General features: G+C 41.5%; 14 protein-coding genes. 4 read left to right on the forward strand and 10 right to left on the reverse strand.

Annotation, left to right across the window (positions count from 1 at the left end):
- Positions 1-417: 417 nt before the first annotated feature.
- Positions 418-2,559 (forward strand): LruC domain-containing protein, encoded by a 2,142-nt coding sequence (locus tag E5A76_RS16010; RefSeq protein ID WP_161119527.1) that lies wholly within the window; start codon positions 418-420, stop codon positions 2,557-2,559.
- Positions 2,560-2,564: 5 nt separating this feature from the next.
- The gene (locus E5A76_RS16015) at positions 2,565-3,113 is read left to right on the forward strand and encodes a hypothetical protein (protein WP_161119528.1); all 549 of its coding nucleotides are present in this window, start codon (positions 2,565-2,567) and stop codon (positions 3,111-3,113) included.
- A 54-nt stretch (positions 3,114-3,167) separates the two neighbouring features.
- Here E5A76_RS16015 and E5A76_RS16020 read toward each other — a convergent pair whose 3' ends face one another.
- The gene (locus tag E5A76_RS16020; protein ID WP_161119529.1) at positions 3,168-4,868 is read right to left on the reverse strand and encodes a chitinase; all 1,701 of its coding nucleotides are present in this window, start codon (positions 4,866-4,868) and stop codon (positions 3,168-3,170) included.
- A gap of 689 nt (positions 4,869-5,557) precedes the next feature.
- Here E5A76_RS16020 and E5A76_RS16025 point away from each other — a divergent pair.
- Complete coding sequence (locus E5A76_RS16025) at positions 5,558-5,800, forward strand: Rho-binding antiterminator (protein ID WP_053986680.1); 243 nt, start codon at positions 5,558-5,560, stop codon at positions 5,798-5,800.
- 118 nt (positions 5,801-5,918) lie between these two features.
- Here E5A76_RS16025 and E5A76_RS16030 read toward each other — a convergent pair whose 3' ends face one another.
- The 8 genes from E5A76_RS16030 to E5A76_RS16065 all read right to left on the reverse strand — a co-directional run bounded on the left by E5A76_RS16030 (position 5,919) and on the right by E5A76_RS16065 (position 14,668).
- The gene (locus tag E5A76_RS16030) at positions 5,919-6,104 is read right to left on the reverse strand and encodes a hypothetical protein (protein WP_053986681.1); all 186 of its coding nucleotides are present in this window, start codon (positions 6,102-6,104) and stop codon (positions 5,919-5,921) included.
- A gap of 494 nt (positions 6,105-6,598) precedes the next feature.
- Positions 6,599-7,177 carry a DJ-1/PfpI family protein gene (locus E5A76_RS16035; protein WP_161119530.1) on the reverse strand — a complete coding sequence of 193 codons (579 nt, stop codon included), beginning with the start codon at positions 7,175-7,177 and terminating at the stop codon, positions 6,599-6,601.
- A 9-nt stretch (positions 7,178-7,186) separates the two neighbouring features.
- The gene (locus E5A76_RS16040; RefSeq protein ID WP_107166505.1) at positions 7,187-7,819 is read right to left on the reverse strand and encodes a bifunctional 4-hydroxy-2-oxoglutarate aldolase/2-dehydro-3-deoxy-phosphogluconate aldolase; all 633 of its coding nucleotides are present in this window, start codon (positions 7,817-7,819) and stop codon (positions 7,187-7,189) included.
- The gene (locus E5A76_RS16045; RefSeq protein ID WP_161119531.1) at positions 7,819-8,781 is read right to left on the reverse strand and encodes a sugar kinase; all 963 of its coding nucleotides are present in this window, start codon (positions 8,779-8,781) and stop codon (positions 7,819-7,821) included. The genes E5A76_RS16040 and E5A76_RS16045 overlap by 1 nt, the downstream gene beginning before the upstream one ends.
- Before the next feature lie 143 nt (positions 8,782-8,924).
- Entirely contained in the window at positions 8,925-9,779 is an 855-nt protein-coding gene (locus E5A76_RS16050; protein WP_161119532.1) for a tagatose bisphosphate family class II aldolase, read from the reverse strand.
- A gap of 262 nt (positions 9,780-10,041) precedes the next feature.
- Positions 10,042-11,574: a DUF2264 domain-containing protein gene (locus tag E5A76_RS16055; RefSeq protein ID WP_187695665.1), complete on the reverse strand. Its 1,533-nt coding sequence runs from the start codon at positions 11,572-11,574 to the stop codon at positions 10,042-10,044.
- Between the two features lie 140 nt (positions 11,575-11,714).
- The gene (locus tag E5A76_RS16060; RefSeq protein WP_107166472.1) at positions 11,715-13,346 is read right to left on the reverse strand and encodes a sulfatase family protein; all 1,632 of its coding nucleotides are present in this window, start codon (positions 13,344-13,346) and stop codon (positions 11,715-11,717) included.
- Positions 13,347-13,420: 74 nt separating this feature from the next.
- Positions 13,421-14,668 (reverse strand): anaerobic sulfatase maturase, encoded by a 1,248-nt coding sequence (locus E5A76_RS16065; RefSeq protein WP_161119533.1) that lies wholly within the window; start codon positions 14,666-14,668, stop codon positions 13,421-13,423.
- Between the two features lie 256 nt (positions 14,669-14,924).
- Between E5A76_RS16065 and E5A76_RS16070 the strand changes: the two genes are divergently transcribed.
- The gene (locus E5A76_RS16070; protein WP_053986688.1) at positions 14,925-15,479 is read left to right on the forward strand and encodes a manganese efflux pump MntP; all 555 of its coding nucleotides are present in this window, start codon (positions 14,925-14,927) and stop codon (positions 15,477-15,479) included.
- A gap of 41 nt (positions 15,480-15,520) precedes the next feature.
- Here E5A76_RS16070 and E5A76_RS16075 read toward each other — a convergent pair whose 3' ends face one another.
- The gene (locus E5A76_RS16075; RefSeq protein WP_161119534.1) at positions 15,521-17,974 is read right to left on the reverse strand and encodes a polysaccharide lyase 8 family protein; all 2,454 of its coding nucleotides are present in this window, start codon (positions 17,972-17,974) and stop codon (positions 15,521-15,523) included.
- Positions 17,975-18,093: the final 119 nt, after the last annotated feature.

Here is an 18,093-nt window from a genome sequence, read left to right on the forward strand (position 1 = left end):
TTGAACCCTAGATACGCTATTAACGTATGCCGGTTTTCAAGACCGGTGCTTTCAACCACTCAGCCATCTCTCCGTAATTGCGAAGAATAATATCTAGCTAACCTGCTGCTGTAAAGGGAAAAAATCGAAAAAAGGTTCAAGTAGTCACTTTTCAACCAAATATGCAACTAGCACTCAAAAAAGCAACAGTGCTCTTGCTTTTGAAAAAGAAGTCTAGATCGTTTTCTGACTATTTTATGACGGATGAAAACAAATATGTCCGCTTTTTATTATTCATAGCGTTTTGCAAACACTAAAGAAAATTTAGCTATATATTTTTCAAGCTTTTGTTATGTAAGCAATAAAAATCTGGCACTAATGTTGATGGACAAGAACAGTCCCCCTGTTTTATTTATCTCAATATGATGTGAGGTAATAATGAAGTCTCATTTTATTGCTTTAGCTTTACCCTTTTTGTTTATCACCTATAGCAGTCCAAGTACCGCTAACCCTTTTTCTTCTTGTCCTACGATAGGCTACCTTTTTCACGACACAGCGAATGTCTCTTTTGTCGATATCGATCGACAAACCAGTAACGCAGGTGCTATTAGCAACAAATTCGATGCGTTAGGGTTTAATGCTACTGATAATTATATTTATGGGGTAATGGGAGAAAATATTGTCCGGATAAATAATGGTTTTGTGGCTGAAACCATAGGAATAGAAGATCTGCCTCAACATGACTATAGCGCGGGCGATATCCATAACAATCAGCTTTATCTGTATGCTAAATCACAAGGATTATGGCGAGTTGATCTATCAACGCAAATCGCAACCCAATTATTGTTAGCACAGCACGCTATTTATAATTTATCTGATCTTGCCGTTCACCCTGAGGGGGTAGTCTATGCCCTTGATGATAGTAAAAATATTCATCGCTTCGATCTTTCACAATCACTAGAAAACAATCATATTGCTATCACAGCAGCCACTGGGCTTAAAGGACTACGAACTTTTAGTGGTCAATTCTTTGATAGTAATGGCATGTTGTACATTATTGATGCGCAAACAGGTGAATCATTTATCTTTGATGATTTAACGCCTTTTGATAATGAGGAAAGTTTCCATTACGAAGTGCTACAAACGCTACCGAATGTAGAGAATACCGTCGATATTGCACGATGCAGTGAGGCTGTACTTGCTGTTAATGGGTATGATTTTGGGGATGCTCCTAACTCATACGGCACTTCACTATCGGTCAATGGTGCTCGCCATGAAGTATCAACACATCTTTATCTTGGGGCGAAACCCGATCAAGATTTACTGGCTCAGTTTTATCCGTTTTTTGATAACAATGGCAGCGATGACGATGATCAAGGGATAACGTTTACGACTCCGAGCTTACATCAAGGTGCCAATACATTTATTACCGCGCAAGTTGGTGGCTTTGCCACTGGTTATTTATCTGCATGGATCGATTGGGATAACAACGGTAATTTCGATATAAATGAAAATGTTATCCAAGATGTAGCTCTTACTGGTGGTGCTCATACACTAGCGATTAATGTCCCAAGTGATGCAGCTATAACAAATCAAACATGGGCACGATTTCGATTAAATGACGCGCCGAATATCTTGGTGCAAGGTGCTGGCGGTCGTGGTGAAGTTGAAGACTACCCTCTCACCATCACCAGTTACGACACTCAAGAAAGTTATTTCTGGTACCCATCTCAAGGTACCTACGCAACCTTAGCTTTTGAAGATCGTTGGCCAAATCAAGATGATTATGATTTTAATGATATTGTCATTCAGTACCGTGTTGGTCACATTCAAGAAACCGTCACGGGCAAGCTATCAAGGCTTAACATTGATATTAAATTACAAGCCTACGGTGCTGGCTATAACAATGGCTTTGCTATCAAACTTGATGGGATTTCGGCCTCAAGTATTGATGCCAATAGTAGCTATGTCATTATCAACAACGAATACAAATCTTCCGTTTTAGAAGAGCCTGATAGCCCTGATGATGAAGCGGTTTTGATCTTTACCGATGCAATAAAAGAATATTTTAGCTCTGAATGTGAAAATGGTTTTTTGCGTGTCTATGCTGATTGTGATCTGGATAAAGAAGTGACGGTTCAAGCTTCTATGGCAATCAAATTCACGACTCCAGTTGATTATCCAGAACACTTACATCCCTATCTCAACCCGTTTATCTTTGCTGCACCGAATGATGGCCATGGCTTCCCTAGCCCACCTTCTCGTAGTTTAGAAATACATTTAAAAGACTTTTCACCAACTACCAAAGCCAATACAAGCTTATTTAAAAGCGGTAATGATCAATCAGAGAATGCCAGTGTCAGTTGTGGTGTCGAAAATAACTGCAACAGTTATCGTAATAACTCAGGGATCCCTTTTGCCATTCTCATTCCATCGCAATGGGATAATCCGATAGAAGGGAAAAGCATTTTAGCGGCTTACCCTAAAATTGAAGACTATATCAATAGTAATGGGACAACCGATAAGACATGGTTTATTCGCCCTGAAGCATCAAAAGTCTATTCACTACCTGAGGAGTAATGAACATGAAGTATTTTTACGTTGGAGGGATGATTATTGCTTCTATTTCTCTATCAGGCTGTTTAACGGAAAGTCCTATCGATCAAGCTAATCAGATTGTGAACCAAGTTAACGATACGGTTGAAGACTCAATCAACCAAATCGGAAATCTGCTCGATGAGATTGAGGATGAAATTGAAAATAATAGTGATGGCTCTAACGAGGAAGAGCGTGCAGATGAACAAGATAAAGAGACCTTCCCAACTTTAGATGTCGCGAATGATGTCAACTTTTCAGGTGATCTGCGCACTATTTCTGTGGACGTTAATAATCCATTAGCAAGCGATGTATACGTCAATATCTATCGAAATTACCGTGTCGATGATGATAACAATTACATCCTTAATTACGAGGATCGCATCGTTGCTACAGCAATCATAGAAGGCAGTTATGAAGGAGAATTGTTCATCACTCCCGATATCACAAAATTACTGGTAGAGGTCATTTCGCTCGACGACAATAGGATCATTATTCAACAGCCTTTTAACTATCCTTTTGAGAATATCACTTTATAAAAAAACACCCCGAAGTAGTTAGCTGCGGGGTGTTGATTCATTTACTTCGCGTTTTTATAGCTTTTTCCAAGGATCACCTGCATCAGGTTTATTTCCCGTCGTCCACCATTTTGCTTGGTATTCACTACCTTGATAGCTGACCTTGTCACCACCAACATAGATTGCACTCGCATCCCATGCTGGCGATCCTGTTACAGGCGGATCCACAGGTTCTACTGGGTCGACAGGTGGTTCCACAGGATCAACCGGGTCAACGGGATCTACTGGTGGCTCTACAGGGTCAACCGGATCTGGTGCTACAGGAGTACCACTTTCTAGTGCCCAAGGGCCACCGCTTGCAGGGTTATCGCCTTGTGTCCACCATTTAGCTTTATAGACAGCACCTTGATAACTCACCTTGTCGCCACCAACGTACACTTTATTGCTTTCCCATGCAGCAACACCATCAACAGGAGGGTCTACAGGATCAACAGGCTTGTCGGTATCTGGTAATTTATCAACCACACGAACATCAGGCCAATTGGCGTGAGAGCCATAGAAGTTTTCTACACATTTTTCGTAGTCACCTTCAACTAACGCTGAATAAGCCGTTTGGAAACCGACTAGCTCACACTCAAATGAAACACCGCCTGGACGATCTGAGTAATATTTCCAGTTTGCATCCCAGTTGGTATAAAGCACATCAGTTGCACCATTTAGGTTTAAACTGCCATAAGGTGTTTGCTGCCAACAAGTATTTTTCTCATCAGCGGCGATAGCAATTTCGTAATGCTCCGCTAAGCCTTCCCAATAGCGAATACGGTTAACAGGTTGGCCTTTATCTTTATTTTGCTCACCACATTCAATACCACCATTGATCACGTTAATCGTCGTACCAAAGCCATAAGTAATACCTGCATCTAATTCACGTTGTGATGGTTTCCAAGTGCGGTCAATCACATGCAACATGGCAGGTTTGGGCGCTTGCGGCGTTAAGAAAAACCAAATGGCAGAAGCGAGGTTTAACCATGAGTCAGCAACTAAACCTGGATTATTCAGTAAGACTGTAGCGTCACCGTCAAACATCACTTCCGAGAAAGCACCATAGTTAAAATGGTAAGAAAGCTGTTTTGCACCTCGTCCGAAATACCCCTGACCATCAGAGCACGGCCAACGCTGATTTTGCCAATCGTTCTGACCACATCCCGTGGTATAACCCGCTTGACCTTCAGACCATCCCATTTCACGCACATGCACTAATGCTTGTTGCCACTCTTCCAATGCTAATGGGTTATCTGAATAGTTATCTTTACTAATGTGACCGCCAGTTTCTTGTGCAAAGTGAGCAAAAGCCGTCACAATAGAAGTTTTACAAATCTTGTCAGCATCTCGACCATCGGTATAGTCGCCACAGAACGCAGGGAATTTACCAATCGCACGTAAGAAACGCGTATAGGTATATTCAGGTGCCGCCATTTGAGTTAAGAAGTTCCACTCCGTTTCAGGGAACACGCGCTCAACTCGTTTTACGTTATCAGGGTTGGTTGCAGCATCTGGGTAGATAGCTTCTACAATGATATTTGGACGGGTCTCTAAGGCTTTAGCCCATACGTCATACATTGGGTCGGCCGTTTTTGCATCTTCTGCGGCTTTGATCTCTGAGCGCTCAATAATATAACCGCCCGGATTTTCAGGATCTGGCTGTGGATTCATGGCATAACTGCTTGATGCAGTGAAGCCCACCAGCAGTAACGCTATTGGAGTTATTTTCGTCATTATTAATTCCTTTTAGAATACGATGTCGCTATCTTTCAGAACTAAAATAAGCTTTAAATACCAACCAAACTGCTTAATAAGAGTAACGCTATATATTTTAATGTTTAAAAACTCATTTTAGTTATCAATATATATAAGCGATACATTGCTAGCGGCAATTTCAAAATGTTAAAACCGTGTTATATGGCGTACTTTTATGTACCTTGCAATAATACGGCTACTTTAATACTCACCAATATCACACTCTACACAGTTATTGAAAACATCATTGTGATGCAAATGATATCCATAACTATTGATTTAAACCTTCGATACCAACAACACAAGAAAACCAGCAAGTTATTGAAATTTAAATAAAAAACAAAACAAAAAGATCCACAGATATACAACAGAGATAATAAAAACAAGCCTCACATTACAAGATGAGAACCATACTGTATAAAGCCCACGACTCTTTTTTAATGAGCTAAAATCACTATCGCTTTTTTCACATAAGACTATAAATAATTATATTATTAATTTAGAAAGACGATCGGAGTGGTTATTTACAAAGTAATGACCTGTAAATAAAAGAAAAACATTGAGCCGACACGTAAAAATACAAAATATTACGCGCAGATTTTGAATAGTCTTAATACACACAGTAATCTAAAATCACCATTATTAAGAAATAGATAGGAGCAATTATTATGATAAGTTGTCACCAACACGATTACATTGAAATTGCCTGCATGCTCCACCTAAATATCAGTCTTACTTATAGAAATGGTGAAACTGTGACAGGCATTGCGCAAGATACTTGCTACAACGCTCAGAGAGAAGAATGTATTGAACTCAGAGTGGATAATACCGTATCGACCATCGTGTTAGATCATCTTGCTTCTATGCATGCCAATACCGCAAATCCGCATTTTGATACCATCAATTTTTAAATTTACATTGTAAATAATGATTAAAAATCATCCAAAGAATAAAGAAAAAGGAGACTCATAACTTGAGTCTCCTTGCTTTTAGCTAAAAAACTTAAATATACCGTTTAACATATTTAAGTTATTTATAGGTAAATGACATCTCACCATCAGCGTCAGTATAAAGTGCTGCTTTTGATTGTTTAATTAACTGTGCAGCGTATGAAGGAGTAACAGCACGTAGTTCACCTTTAGCTGAAACAAACTCACCTTCCCATGCAACATCACGGTATTTACCAGCTTCTAAAATTTCTACTACTACTTTCATAATTACTACACCTTAAATCAAAATATTAAATAGCGACGGAACCATGCGCCCCGTTGATGTTTTTAATTTATCAACTTTCGATTATTTGTCATCATAGTAAAAATGAAACGTTAGTTATTCATAAATGGAGCATTAAGAAAAACTGAACATCATGCTTAATTAGTTTCAATTCTTGTTTATATAGTCACTTATCCTCCACTTCCAAAAAACAATCTTAACCAATTGAATATTAATAAATTAAGCTCAAAACCATAGTCTCAATAGCATTATAAAAACTACGGTTTAACAGAGTAAATAATCAATTCACACGTATGTAATAGGTGTTTTCATTGATGAATAAAATGCAAGATTGCATTTATGATCTTTTCAATAATCCATATTTGATATGCAGGTATGCAATCTCTATCTTGAAGCTGTTGATAAATACTCTCCACCCAAAAAAGGGCAACCTAAGTTACCCTTTCTTATACTCAAACATTGCAATCAAAACGCTGTTATAAAGGCCAATGATCAAAGTAGATGTGGTTTGCCTGCCAATCGACTTTCTCTTGATTATCAGCAAGCAGGTATTTGGCAACAGTGAAAGCAAACTCAAAGCTCACACCTAAACCTCGCCCAGTAATGAAGTTATCAGCAACCACCACTTTCTTTAGCTGGAAATCCCCATCGTCAAATTTATCCGCCAATTTATCGCCTGTTGTATACGGACGACCTTGCAATAAATGGTGCGCTGCTAATACTTTGGCGCCCGATGAGCACAAAGCGCAAATGTACTTATTGGTTTCAATATGGCGTTTTAGGAACGCAATCACATTCGGGTTTGCTGACAGATTATCGGTTCCTTGCGGGCCACCCGGCATCATGACTGCATCGTAAGTGTCATCAAATTTATCAGCTAAAGTAAAATCTGCAGTGATTTTAGTTTTAAAGTAAGTATTGAGAGCTGTAGTTTCCATGCACGATAGCACGTCAACCTCAATGTCTAATCGACGCATGATATCGATAAAGACAACCGCTTCCCCTTCTTCAAAACCATCAGCCAATAACACAGCAACACGTTTAGTTTCAGACATTTTACTCTCCTATTGCTGAGTCAACTTCACCGCTTCACGTACGTTGTGAGCAATGCTATCCCAATCATGGGCATTGATCGCTGCCGTTGGTGCAATCCATGTTCCGCCACAAGCAACCACTTGAGGAATGGCTAAGTAATCCAACAGGTTTTGTGGATTTACCCCACCTGTTGGCATCAACTCAATTTGACCATATGGACCGGTTAAGGATTTAAGCATGTTAATACCGCCAGAAGCTTCTGCAGGGAAAAACTTTAGCGCTGTTACACCAAGTTCTAACGCTTGCTCAACAAGGCTTGGGTTATTCACACCTGGGATCATCTTAATATTGTTTTCAATACAATATTTAACCGTCGTTGGGTTAAACCCAGGGCTAATAACAAAATCAGCCCCCGCTTCAATGGCAGCATCGACTTGCTCTTTGGTTAATACCGTTCCTGCACACAGCACAATCTCTGGGAACTCTTCACGAATACGACGAATCGATTCAGCAGCAGCGGCGGTTCTAAAGGTAATTTCAGCCGCAGGTAGGCCATTTTCAACCAATACTTTGGCTAACGGTACTGCGTCATCGGCATTATCAATTTGGATCACTGGCATTACTTTTAAATCACGTAATTTTGCTATCCATGCTTGAGTCATCATAAGTTTTCATCCATCAATTTTGTTAAAGAACGTGTATAAGTTTCAGGGATCACCGCCCCTTTGTGCTGAATCACTTGTGCCGCAAGCTGATTACCCCAATGGCAACATTCACTCATTGGCATACCTAATGCCCAAGCTGCTAAGAACGCAGCATTAAATGAATCACCAGCTGCGGTAGTATCAACAACATTATCAACCACATTACCTTGCACGATGCCCGATTGTCCAAGTTCAAACCACTGCGCACCGTCTTTACCGAGCTTCACCACTACTTGTTCAACATTAGATAAGCGTTTAGCAATCGCCTCAGGTGAGCTATTAACGGTGCCATGAAGTAAGTCTTCATCATCTGCTGTTACCAGCGCAATATCAGCCACGTTATAGAGCTGAGACATCCATTCTTTGGCATTTTGACGACTACGCCATAAACGAGGACGGTAGTTAGAATCGATAGCGATTTTCACTCCAGCGTTACGCACATCAGCCAATGCTGCAAGTAACTTCATCTTGCCGTGATCAGGTAAAATCGCTAGCGAAATCCCAGATAAGTACACTAAATCACAGCTTTTCATGTACTCAACAGCTGCACGAAATTGGGGATGGTCGCACATTTGTCGAGCTGCTGAATCATTTCGCCAATAGTGGAAACTGCGCTCGCCATTTGGATCGATTTCAATGGCATACATGCCCGGTAATTTGTGAGTTTCACGCAGTACATAATTACAATTGATCCCTTCTTTTTGCCAAGCATGGATCATGTGATTACTGTAATTATCAAGGCCAAGTGCGGTGATATAGGTCGGAGCAAGTTGCGGTAATAAGCGAGATAAATAAATAGCGGTATTTAATGTATCACCGCCAAAACGCTGCTCCTGTTGGGCGAATGGCTGACCACTAAGTTCAATCATACACTCGCCAATAATCGCGATTTTTTTAGAGAGTGACTGGAGTGATTCCATGATTTTCTCCAATGCAGAAATAAAAAAAGCTATGTTTAACGAATTATGGGGGAAGTTAAACATAGCTAATAACGGGCGCTAAGCGCATTCGTTCAGTCTGAGTTTCATTTAGTTTCGATAACCATGAAAGGGTGACTCAGTTGTTACAGCTTACCTTCACTACCACAAACGCGGATCTTATCTAGCACGACTTGTTTCATCGCGTTTTTGCCCGGAATGATGTAATGACGAGGATCATTCGCTTTTGGATTTTCAATAAAGTACTGTTTTACTGCATCAGAGAACGCAATTTTAAGCTCTGTTGCCACGTTCACTTTAGTAATACCCAATTCGATACAGCGACGTACATCGGCATCCGGCACACCTGATGCACCATGTAGCACTAATGGCGTATCTGTTTTACTACGAATCATGCCTAAACGGTCGAAATCAAGGCGAGGCACTTCTTTATACATGCCGTGTGCTGTACCAATCGCAATCGCTAATGAATCTACACCCGTTGCACGAATAAACTCAACAGCAGCATCAGGATCAGTATAAAGCGCATCTTTCTCATCCACGATTAAGTCATCTTCTTGTCCACCAAGACGACCAAGCTCAGCTTCAACCGAACAGTCCCAACGGTGACAAAACTCAACCACTTGACGAGTCAGGGCGATGTTTTCTTCAAAGCTATGGTGCGAGCCATCGATCATGGCTGACTTAATACCCGCCTCTACTTTTTGGCGAATATCAGAAAAAGATTCATGGTGATCAAGATGCAGCGAAATTGGCATTTCAAAACGTTTTGCCGCTTCTTTACAAATACCAACCAGATAGTCTGTACCTGCGTAACTGTAGGTACCTGGCGTCCCAGCCAAAATAACTGGCGAACGCATCTCGGCAGCTGTTTCGACAACTACTTGCACCGTCTCTAGGTTATGAATATTAAACGCAGGGACAGCGTAGCCACCCAGTTGCGCTTTGTGCAGCATTTCGCGAGATGAAACCAAAAACATAGAAAACCTCAATCCTTCGTTAACTTTCGATAAAGATATTATTCGAAAACAAATGCAAATAAAGCGTTCTTGATCACATAACCACTTTCAAATCGAAAATAAATAATAAAATAAAGACAAATAAACTTTCGTTAACTTACGAAGCTAACAAAAAAGACTAAATGACAACGTTGATAAAAAGGACAAAGCGGATAAAACACAAAAAAACCGAAGCAGAGCAACGCCCAACTTCGGTTGTTTTATTTATGCTTTAAAATGCGGTTTAAAAGAAATGTGACATCTTCGAGCTATAACTGGTGATCCCTTTGCGCAATAAATTGTTTTTAGGTCGCTCTGCTCGGCCTAATAGCATTTCAAGCGCTTTATTGGCATAAGACTGAGACTCTAACCGACGTGATAACGGATCTTGCTGCTCGGTATATTCCTGTTTAAACGTCACCACAATTTCTTGAGTTTCAGCAATGCCTTTAACATTGGCTTGGATCGCTTCAATATCAAAGTCATAGCTTTGTTGTTCTATCATCAGTGGGCTTTCTTCTGCTTGCCATAGTTGGCAACGGTTGCCCATGTATAACGCAATAATTAATCCACGCATCGACCAAAAACTGCTGGCAGGGCCGCTGTAGTTATCGACTAAACGTCCATCATCATGGAATAAACCTTGAGTCGGTGCGCCATACTGCATCGCACCATTACCGATGAAGTAATTTAGATTTAAACGAAAAGCCCGTTTCGCTTCACCCATCGAAATCGCAGAGCTATGTTGATCAACTGCGGCTAACAAAGGCGCTGCTGCGGCTAAGCGATAACAAGCGCTGCGACCAAAGAAAGGTAAGCCTTTTGGGGTAAAGAAATAACGATAACCTTCGACAAAATCACTCAACGATTGATGGATAAATTCAGGGTCGAAATTCGGGTCGATTTGATCGAGCCAATAGAGTGAGTAGTGAAATCCCCATGCGTTGTAGTAATCATAATTGCCTTTCGCACCATCACGGAACCAGCCACCACCGACAAAAAACACTTTAATACGTTGATATTTATCGTGATCGATACAGTCTTCACCCGTCAGGGCTTTTAGAACAAACTGCACCGTTAATGGAAATAAGTGCCAGTTATTATCGACCGTTATTAGACTGTTCACTTGCTTAAACCATCGGCTTATCTGCTGCTGCTCCACCTCGCTATAGTGCTGCCATACCCACTCTTTTGATAGCCATAACGCGAGTGCTAGATCGGCTGATTCACACACCCTCTGATCGCAATCATGTAATACGCCCCAATAGCCGGGATGTTTAGGATCAGTACCCGCCAGAAATGCTTGAGAGAGCACTTTTACTACATCAATGCGTTGTCCATCTAACCCGCTCATCTGTGATTCATTGCTAAAATGCAGCCATGCCGCTAATACTGGTAATACACGACTCACGCCTTCAACGGCATCGGTTCTGGCGCTTTGCTGGCTTGGTCTACCAGGATAATAAGCATGGCTATGCTCCCAAACGCTGTAGTGACAAAACGCTTCCGTCACATACTTGGTTAAGTTATCACATAACAATTTGAGGTCGGTTTGTTGCTGAAATAATGTCTGTAATTGCTGATCGTGCTTATCATAAGCAGGCTTTTTCATTTTTAAGCGGATCAAACGCTGCTTAAACAAATGCCAATACATCTTCGCATCAGGGTGTTCATAAGGCACTTTCGGACGCTCAGTAGCAACAATGTGTTTAATTCGAGATTCAATATGCTCAGAAGAAGAGGTTGAAGGCTGTTTTTCAGGTGTTTTTGTCGTCATTTGCTTTTCCTTCCATGACATATAATCAAAGCGACTTAAAAAATAATGCAGAATAAAAAAGGATGAACCCGTCACTTATAAACGAAACAATAAGAAAGCCATGCACCTTGTCATGACTTTCTTGGTTAGGTTAACTCACATTACTTCTGCGCTAATGCTGGCGCAGGTTTAGCTGATTCAGTTAACACATGGTAGCGATCTTGTCCCCATGCCACAGGTTTAGGCTTGTTTTTGATCCAGTCATAAAATGCATTTTTCATTTCAGCGACTTTCTCTGGGTGTTTGGTCGCTAAATCTTGTGACTCTGACGGATCTAACTTGTCATTGAACAGTTTCACCTTATTTGAACCATCATCGTAGAAATACAATGCCCAGTCTTGATCACGGATCGCCCATGAGCCTTTTGATAGTTTTTCAAGGTTTGGATTATTCGGGATCGTATCGCTTTCATATGTGATCCACTTCCAGTAACCGTACCAAAAACCATCATTTTCTTCACTGTAGTGCTTCGCACCCGGACCTGCCCAGTAGATATAATCATGCGGTGATTGCTCAGCTTTACCAGCCAGTACCGGCATGATGTCTTGACCATCGACTTTCATCTCTTGCGGGATCGTAATACCCGCAGCTTTTAAAGCGGTAGGCAGAATATCAAGTGCTGAAATTAAGGTATCGCTCTTGCCACCAGCAGGAATATGTTTCGGCCAAGATGCGACGAAAGGAACACGTACCCCACCGTTATACATCTGTCCTTTATAGCCACGATCCATGCCATTCATTGGCATTGGCGATTCATGTACCGCACCGTTATCAGACAAGAAGAAGATCAAGGTATTCTCTAGCTCGCCTTTTTGTTTAAGCAGATCCATGATCTGACCTAAACCTTCATCAGCAGCATTGATCGCAGCAAAATATTTATCCGCTTCAACGTTACCAGTATTAAAGCGATCCATGTATTTTGCCGGTGACGCTTGCTCTAGCGGAATGTGCGGCACGCTGTAAGCAAGGTTAATAAAGAACGGCTTATCGCCACTTTGCTCAATGAATTTCAGGGTTTCATTGGTCAGGTTATGGGTTAAATAGCCCGGAGCAGGAATGTTCTTACCATTTTGATAAATTGCCGGAGAATTCCACAGCGCAGCGCCCGATGCATAGAAGCTATAGGAGTAATCAAAACCACGCTCTTCGGGTCCAAAACCTTCACCGACCACCGGAATTTGAATATCGTGATAGTCACGTGTTTGCGCTTCTGCTGCGACCTTATTTTTGCTGGCTATTTTCGCATTGTGCCACTTACCAATGTTGGCAGTGCGATAGCCATTTTCTTGAAATAATGCAGGCAATAATTTGATGTCGAGCGGAATACCCTGCAACGCATCATCATTACTGTATGTACCAAAGCTGGTTGGATAACGACCCGTGAAAATTCCCGCACGAGAAGGGCCACACACAGGATGCGCCACAAAAGCATTGGTCATCTTCACCCCGTTTTGCGCCAGCTGTGCCACATTTGGCATGGCTCGTTTAGCCGCATCAATCATCTTATCTAGATCGCCTTGATAACGTGCTGGCACAGGGCGTTTCGCTAACTCTGCTTTATCTAAACTGTCTAAAGCAAAATCTAACTGACCCGTACCTAAGTCATCCATGATCACTAACAACACGTTTGGTTGCTCGGCAGGTTTAGCGGCAAAGGTGGTAACCGGTGCGACAACACATGCTGTGGCAACTAAACTGGCAACCACTGTCTTCTTCATCGAGGACAGATCCATGATTCACTCCTTGTCTCAATCGTTATTAATATTGGATTAATTGTGTATTTATAAGGTGTTACAAAAACAGGATGTTACGAGAAAGCATGTTGACCACGAGCATGGGCAATCATCGGCAAGGCATCGGCGGCCGTTCCCCCTTGCCGGATTGCTTGGCTCATTAAGTGCATTGCAGGTGCAGTATGACGGAAGATCTTTTGATACGACGGGCACAAGTAATTGTGTTTATGTTTTTGCCCATCTTGCTGAACAATACGGTGTTTCGGGCAGCCGCCATAACATAAGCCATGGGCTTCACAGCTTTGGCACTGCTCGGTTAATTTGCTGGACTTAGCTTGTCCAAAACGTTGTTGTTGTTTACTGGTTGCCATCTTCGTTAATGACAATTCAGCCACATTCCCTAAACGGTTAGCCGGATAAACATAGTGATCACAGGAATAAACATCGCCATTAGCTTCAATCACCATCGCCTGACCACAGTTTTTCGACTGGACACAAACCGATGCTGGATAGCCCAGCCATGTCGCTAATACACTATCAAACATACGTACATAAACAGTGCCTACATCTTCTTTTAGCCATTCATCGAAAACCTCTGTCATGAACTGACCATAGCCATGAGAAGGCACAGAGAAATGGGTTAGTGATGCATCTTTGGCGGTAGCGTAATGATGAGATGAGCCCTGTGCAGAGCCTTCCACTTCAACAATGGGAATAAACTGTAAATGACGAGCACCCAATGATTTTAAAAACTGATAAGTCTGAGCACCTTTATCCCAGTTCTGATCATTAATCACCGTGAGGACGTTAAATTCCACTTGATACTCAAGTAGATATTCAATGGCACGCTTTACCCGTTCAAAGGTCGGTTTACCATTGACTGAAATACGGTATTTATCATGAATATCAGGTGTACCATCGATAGATACCCCAATTAAAAACTGGTTGTCGGCAAAAAATTGCGCCCACTGTTTATTGATAGCAACAGCGTTGGTTTGAAAACTATTGGTGATGGTTTTTCCGTTGGCATATTGACGCTGGTATTTCACCACATTGCGGTAGAAATCAAGCCCAGCAAGGGTTGGCTCTCCACCTTGCCATGAGAAATCGATCTGATCGCTATCTTGCGAGGCAATATAATCACGAATATAACGTTTTAAAACATGCTCAGGCATCACATCTGGTTGCTGAGATCCAGTGCTTCCACATCCGCTTACTTCATCGAGCATCGCTTCTTTTTCCAGATAAAAGCAATATTCACATTTTAAGTTACAGCGATAACTGGTTGGTTTTGCCATCATGTGAAAGCGTGCTGCTGTCATGTTCTTTCCTTTTCTTACTTATACTTTCATAATGCCGCTATATTACGAAAGAATACGAAAGATAAAGCAGATAAAGATCACAACAACAAAAACAAATGAAAGCTAAGTATTATTCTTTTTTAGATTTGAAAGCTAAGGAAATATCCGTAATTTCAGTTATCAATCCCCTAGACAAAAATGCAACTTAACTCTGCAACAAAAGTACTCGTACGCAGTGATGGAATCGCATATAAAACCACTTTTTCATTCTACTGTTATGCCCTTCATACTCGCTTTACTGTTCAGCCTTTCTTCTAACCTCGATAACTTTGTTATTGGGTTTTCTTATGGCGTACAAAACAAACGTATTGCCTTAGTACCCAATATTATTATTGCGCTGATCACAGCCATCGTGACTTACCTTTCAATGGTATTGGGGCAATGGTTAACCCATTTGATCTCGCATCAAGAATCATCAGATATTGGTTCGATTGTTTTTATCGGACTTGGACTTTGGTCTATTGGTAATAGCTTCTCGAACAATAAAAAAACACGCCATGACGACACCAAAGAGCTTGGGATCAAAGCGGCAATTGGATTAGGAATATTGCTATCCATTAATAATATTGGCGTGGGGATACTAGGAAGTGTGTCTCGACTTAATATCAACTTAATCACAATACTGACGTTTGTTACCAGTATCTTACTGACTTATCTCGGTAACCATTTAGGTAACAATGTGATCGGCAAATGGCTAGGTAAATATAATGATTTAGTATCAGGGCTATTACTGGTGATCTTAGGCTTACTGTCTTTCTTTTATGCCCTCTAACATAAAAAATGGAGCTGGTAATCCAGCTCCATCCTTCATTGCTATTTCACCGTAAAGGCATAGCTGCGACCTTTTAATCCAGTCACATCAATGACTAGCGTGCGGCGATCACCAAGTTGTAAGCGCTGCTCTGGATCTGACTTAATCTTCACTGGCTTTTTAAACTCAAGTTCAAGCAAGGCTTGCGTTTGTAGCGGATCGCTGATCGCAATATGATGCTCGCCATCGTCTTTCTCCACCATTAATGCCATTTTCCCCACAGCGGTGATCTGCGATGTGATCTTAACCGCTTGTGGTTGCCAAACATTGGCGGCAATCACTTTGTCTTCTTTGTTTTTAATAATGTGGGCAACGTCATCTTGTCTTAATACCTTGATTGGCTTCTCTTCAACAAACTCAGCGATATCATCAAGATCACTATCAGGCAGCACAACATAAGCGTAGCTATTTAAGGCTGGAGAATGATCGATAGTTGCCGTGACAAACTCAGCACTAACATCGCCCGTTTTAGTGCCGATCTCACTCCAATTACCTTGGCGAACATCACGTTTTACCGCCAATTCTGTCGGGGTTAAGAACACATAACCTAATGCACTGTCTTCCACACTTGGGTTATCAATCAGCAAACTTTTTACTGTTGTATTCTGATCTGCTTGCCAATGAGCACCATTGACTAATATATTGGTTTGCCCTAGCTCCAAAAGCTTGCGATTGGCAACGGTTGTCGTCACATTCGCACCTATGCTCGATTCAATATTAGAACCCAGCATCACCACCATATCTTCAAACATAAACCACGATTTTTTAGCCGTTAAGGTGTCATTCCAGTTAGAGAAATCCATACCAGCACTACCAGCATCGTCTAATTTTACCGAGCCGACCCACTCCATCTGTGATTTACGACCGCCTTTGATTTGGTTACGTTGACCTTCACAGTCACCCATCACCTGATCATCAACCGTAGTGCCAGCTAAACGATAGCTATCAATGGTAGGCCAGTAATTATGGTAATGATCGAGCTGCTGATTATAGAAATAACCCATGCCGTCACCAGTAAACCAACCTTTGCGGTTTTCGTTATTCATACATTCAAAGTTACCTAAACGACTTGAATGCATCGCAAGGCTAAATGCCCAATCATCGGTACGATAGACCACACGATCCATCGCAGGGAAAGCGAAAAAGCCCAGTTGATTATCTTTTGCAACAATCGTTTCATCTTGGACTAACTGCTGTGCTTTTTGATAGTTACCAACGTGGTTAAGTGATTCAAAAAAGTCGATATACGTATCTTGGCTGATCTGGGTTTTAATTAACTGTTTAAGCGGTGTGACATACTGTGCAGGCGCACCATCAATATAATGCAGTAGCGATGCTAATACGTTATGACCGACACCATGTCCTTGCTCTTGAGGGCGAGAAATAGCACGACCATTAACAAATTCCATCATGGTGCCACGGTAAAGCAATGGGGCATAACTCTTAAAGATTAACGGATAGATCTCTTGTAATTTGGGATCGGTCACTTGCCACGGCGTATTGGCAACCAAGCTCATTTGCGCCCCGAGCCCGCCCAAAAGCACATTGCCGTAAGTACCGTTATAAGCAATATCGTAATGCTGTAAGAAGCTACCATCTTGATAGAAACCATCGCTTTGTTCGACATAGTTCACCACAGGAGAAAGCGCATTGATCGCTGCGGTAATTTCGGTACTGTCGTTCGCTAAAATCCCACGTAATAACACCACCAGGGTATTGTCAGTACGGTTGCCACCTGTTGATTCACGGTAATGAGGGTTACTTGATGTGTCAGCCCCTGGTCCTGCACCTAAATGAGTTGGAAGCGGAGTAAAGTAGCGAGTGGCATCAAGATAAGAGGCAATTAACGCTGGCGGAAGCTGCTCATATAACACCACAAGAATATTATGAATATCTTTTGGCGTCCCTAGCTCCCAATGCCACCAGTTACCCCACTCTTTCACACCTACTTTGTAATAATGCTGATTTAAGAAGGTTAAACCATCAATGATCGCTTCAAGTAACTGCGGATTATGTTGCAGCGCACCATCACGTAATTGATACGCTTTCGCCATAATAAAAAGACGTTGATAGGAAGTACGTAAATTTGCCCCTAATACTTTTTTACCCGCTTCGGTTTGATCATCAAGTGCTAAATCATTCCACAATGAAACCCGAGCAGCATCAGTATTAATACTATCCCAATGCTTTTGAGCGCCATTATTGGTTGTGATCACCATTTGCTTTAGCTTGTCATCAAAAGCAGCACTCGGTGCACCTAAAAAGCTTTCTGACCACTTTAAACGCAATTGATGAAAGGCTTCTTGTTCAGATGACGTGGTTTGCAAGGTTGATATTTGGAAAGTCGCTGCTTGATCAATCGATTGATGCAATGCCACATCGCTAACCGTTGCCGAAACAACACTTGGGGTAAGAGCAAGGGCAATAGAAACAGAGAGTAGTGATAACGTTTTCATTGTAGGTCCTTTTGTTTTTATTTTGTCGATAGAAAATAACAAAAGAAAGAAAACGAAACACAACGAAGATCAATATTTTGCTTTTAGCATAAACACAAAAAATCGGTATCGGACAACAT

Origin of the sequence: Photobacterium lucens (genome assembly GCF_009873615.1) — a bacterium.
GTDB classification, from domain to species: Bacteria; Pseudomonadota; Gammaproteobacteria; order Enterobacterales; family Vibrionaceae; genus Photobacterium; species Photobacterium lucens.

Excerpts from the sequence above, each read along its gene's own strand:
- E5A76_RS16015 (WP_161119528.1), top strand. The coding sequence starts at position 2,565 with ATGAAGTATTTTTACGTTGGAGGGATGATTATTGCTTCTATTTCTCTA.
- E5A76_RS16065 (WP_161119533.1), bottom strand. The coding sequence starts at position 14,668 with ATGACAGCAGCACGCTTTCACATGATGGCAAAACCAACCAGTTATCGC.
- E5A76_RS16010 (WP_161119527.1), top strand. The coding sequence starts at position 418 with ATGAAGTCTCATTTTATTGCTTTAGCTTTACCCTTTTTGTTTATCACC.
- E5A76_RS16040 (WP_107166505.1), bottom strand. The coding sequence starts at position 7,819 with ATGACTCAAGCATGGATAGCAAAATTACGTGATTTAAAAGTAATGCCA.
- E5A76_RS16025 (WP_053986680.1), top strand. The coding sequence starts at position 5,558 with ATGATAAGTTGTCACCAACACGATTACATTGAAATTGCCTGCATGCTC.
- E5A76_RS16055 (WP_187695665.1), bottom strand. The coding sequence starts at position 11,574 with ATGACGACAAAAACACCTGAAAAACAGCCTTCAACCTCTTCTTCTGAG.
- E5A76_RS16020 (WP_161119529.1), bottom strand. The coding sequence starts at position 4,868 with ATGACGAAAATAACTCCAATAGCGTTACTGCTGGTGGGCTTCACTGCA.
- E5A76_RS16045 (WP_161119531.1), bottom strand. The coding sequence starts at position 8,781 with ATGGAATCACTCCAGTCACTCTCTAAAAAAATCGCGATTATTGGCGAG.
- E5A76_RS16050 (WP_161119532.1), bottom strand. The coding sequence starts at position 9,779 with ATGTTTTTGGTTTCATCTCGCGAAATGCTGCACAAAGCGCAACTGGGT.
- E5A76_RS16030 (WP_053986681.1), bottom strand. The coding sequence starts at position 6,104 with ATGAAAGTAGTAGTAGAAATTTTAGAAGCTGGTAAATACCGTGATGTT.
- E5A76_RS16070 (WP_053986688.1), top strand. The coding sequence starts at position 14,925 with ATGCCCTTCATACTCGCTTTACTGTTCAGCCTTTCTTCTAACCTCGAT.
- E5A76_RS16075 (WP_161119534.1), bottom strand. The coding sequence starts at position 17,974 with ATGAAAACGTTATCACTACTCTCTGTTTCTATTGCCCTTGCTCTTACC.
- E5A76_RS16035 (WP_161119530.1), bottom strand. The coding sequence starts at position 7,177 with ATGTCTGAAACTAAACGTGTTGCTGTGTTATTGGCTGATGGTTTTGAA.
- E5A76_RS16060 (WP_107166472.1), bottom strand. The coding sequence starts at position 13,346 with ATGGATCTGTCCTCGATGAAGAAGACAGTGGTTGCCAGTTTAGTTGCC.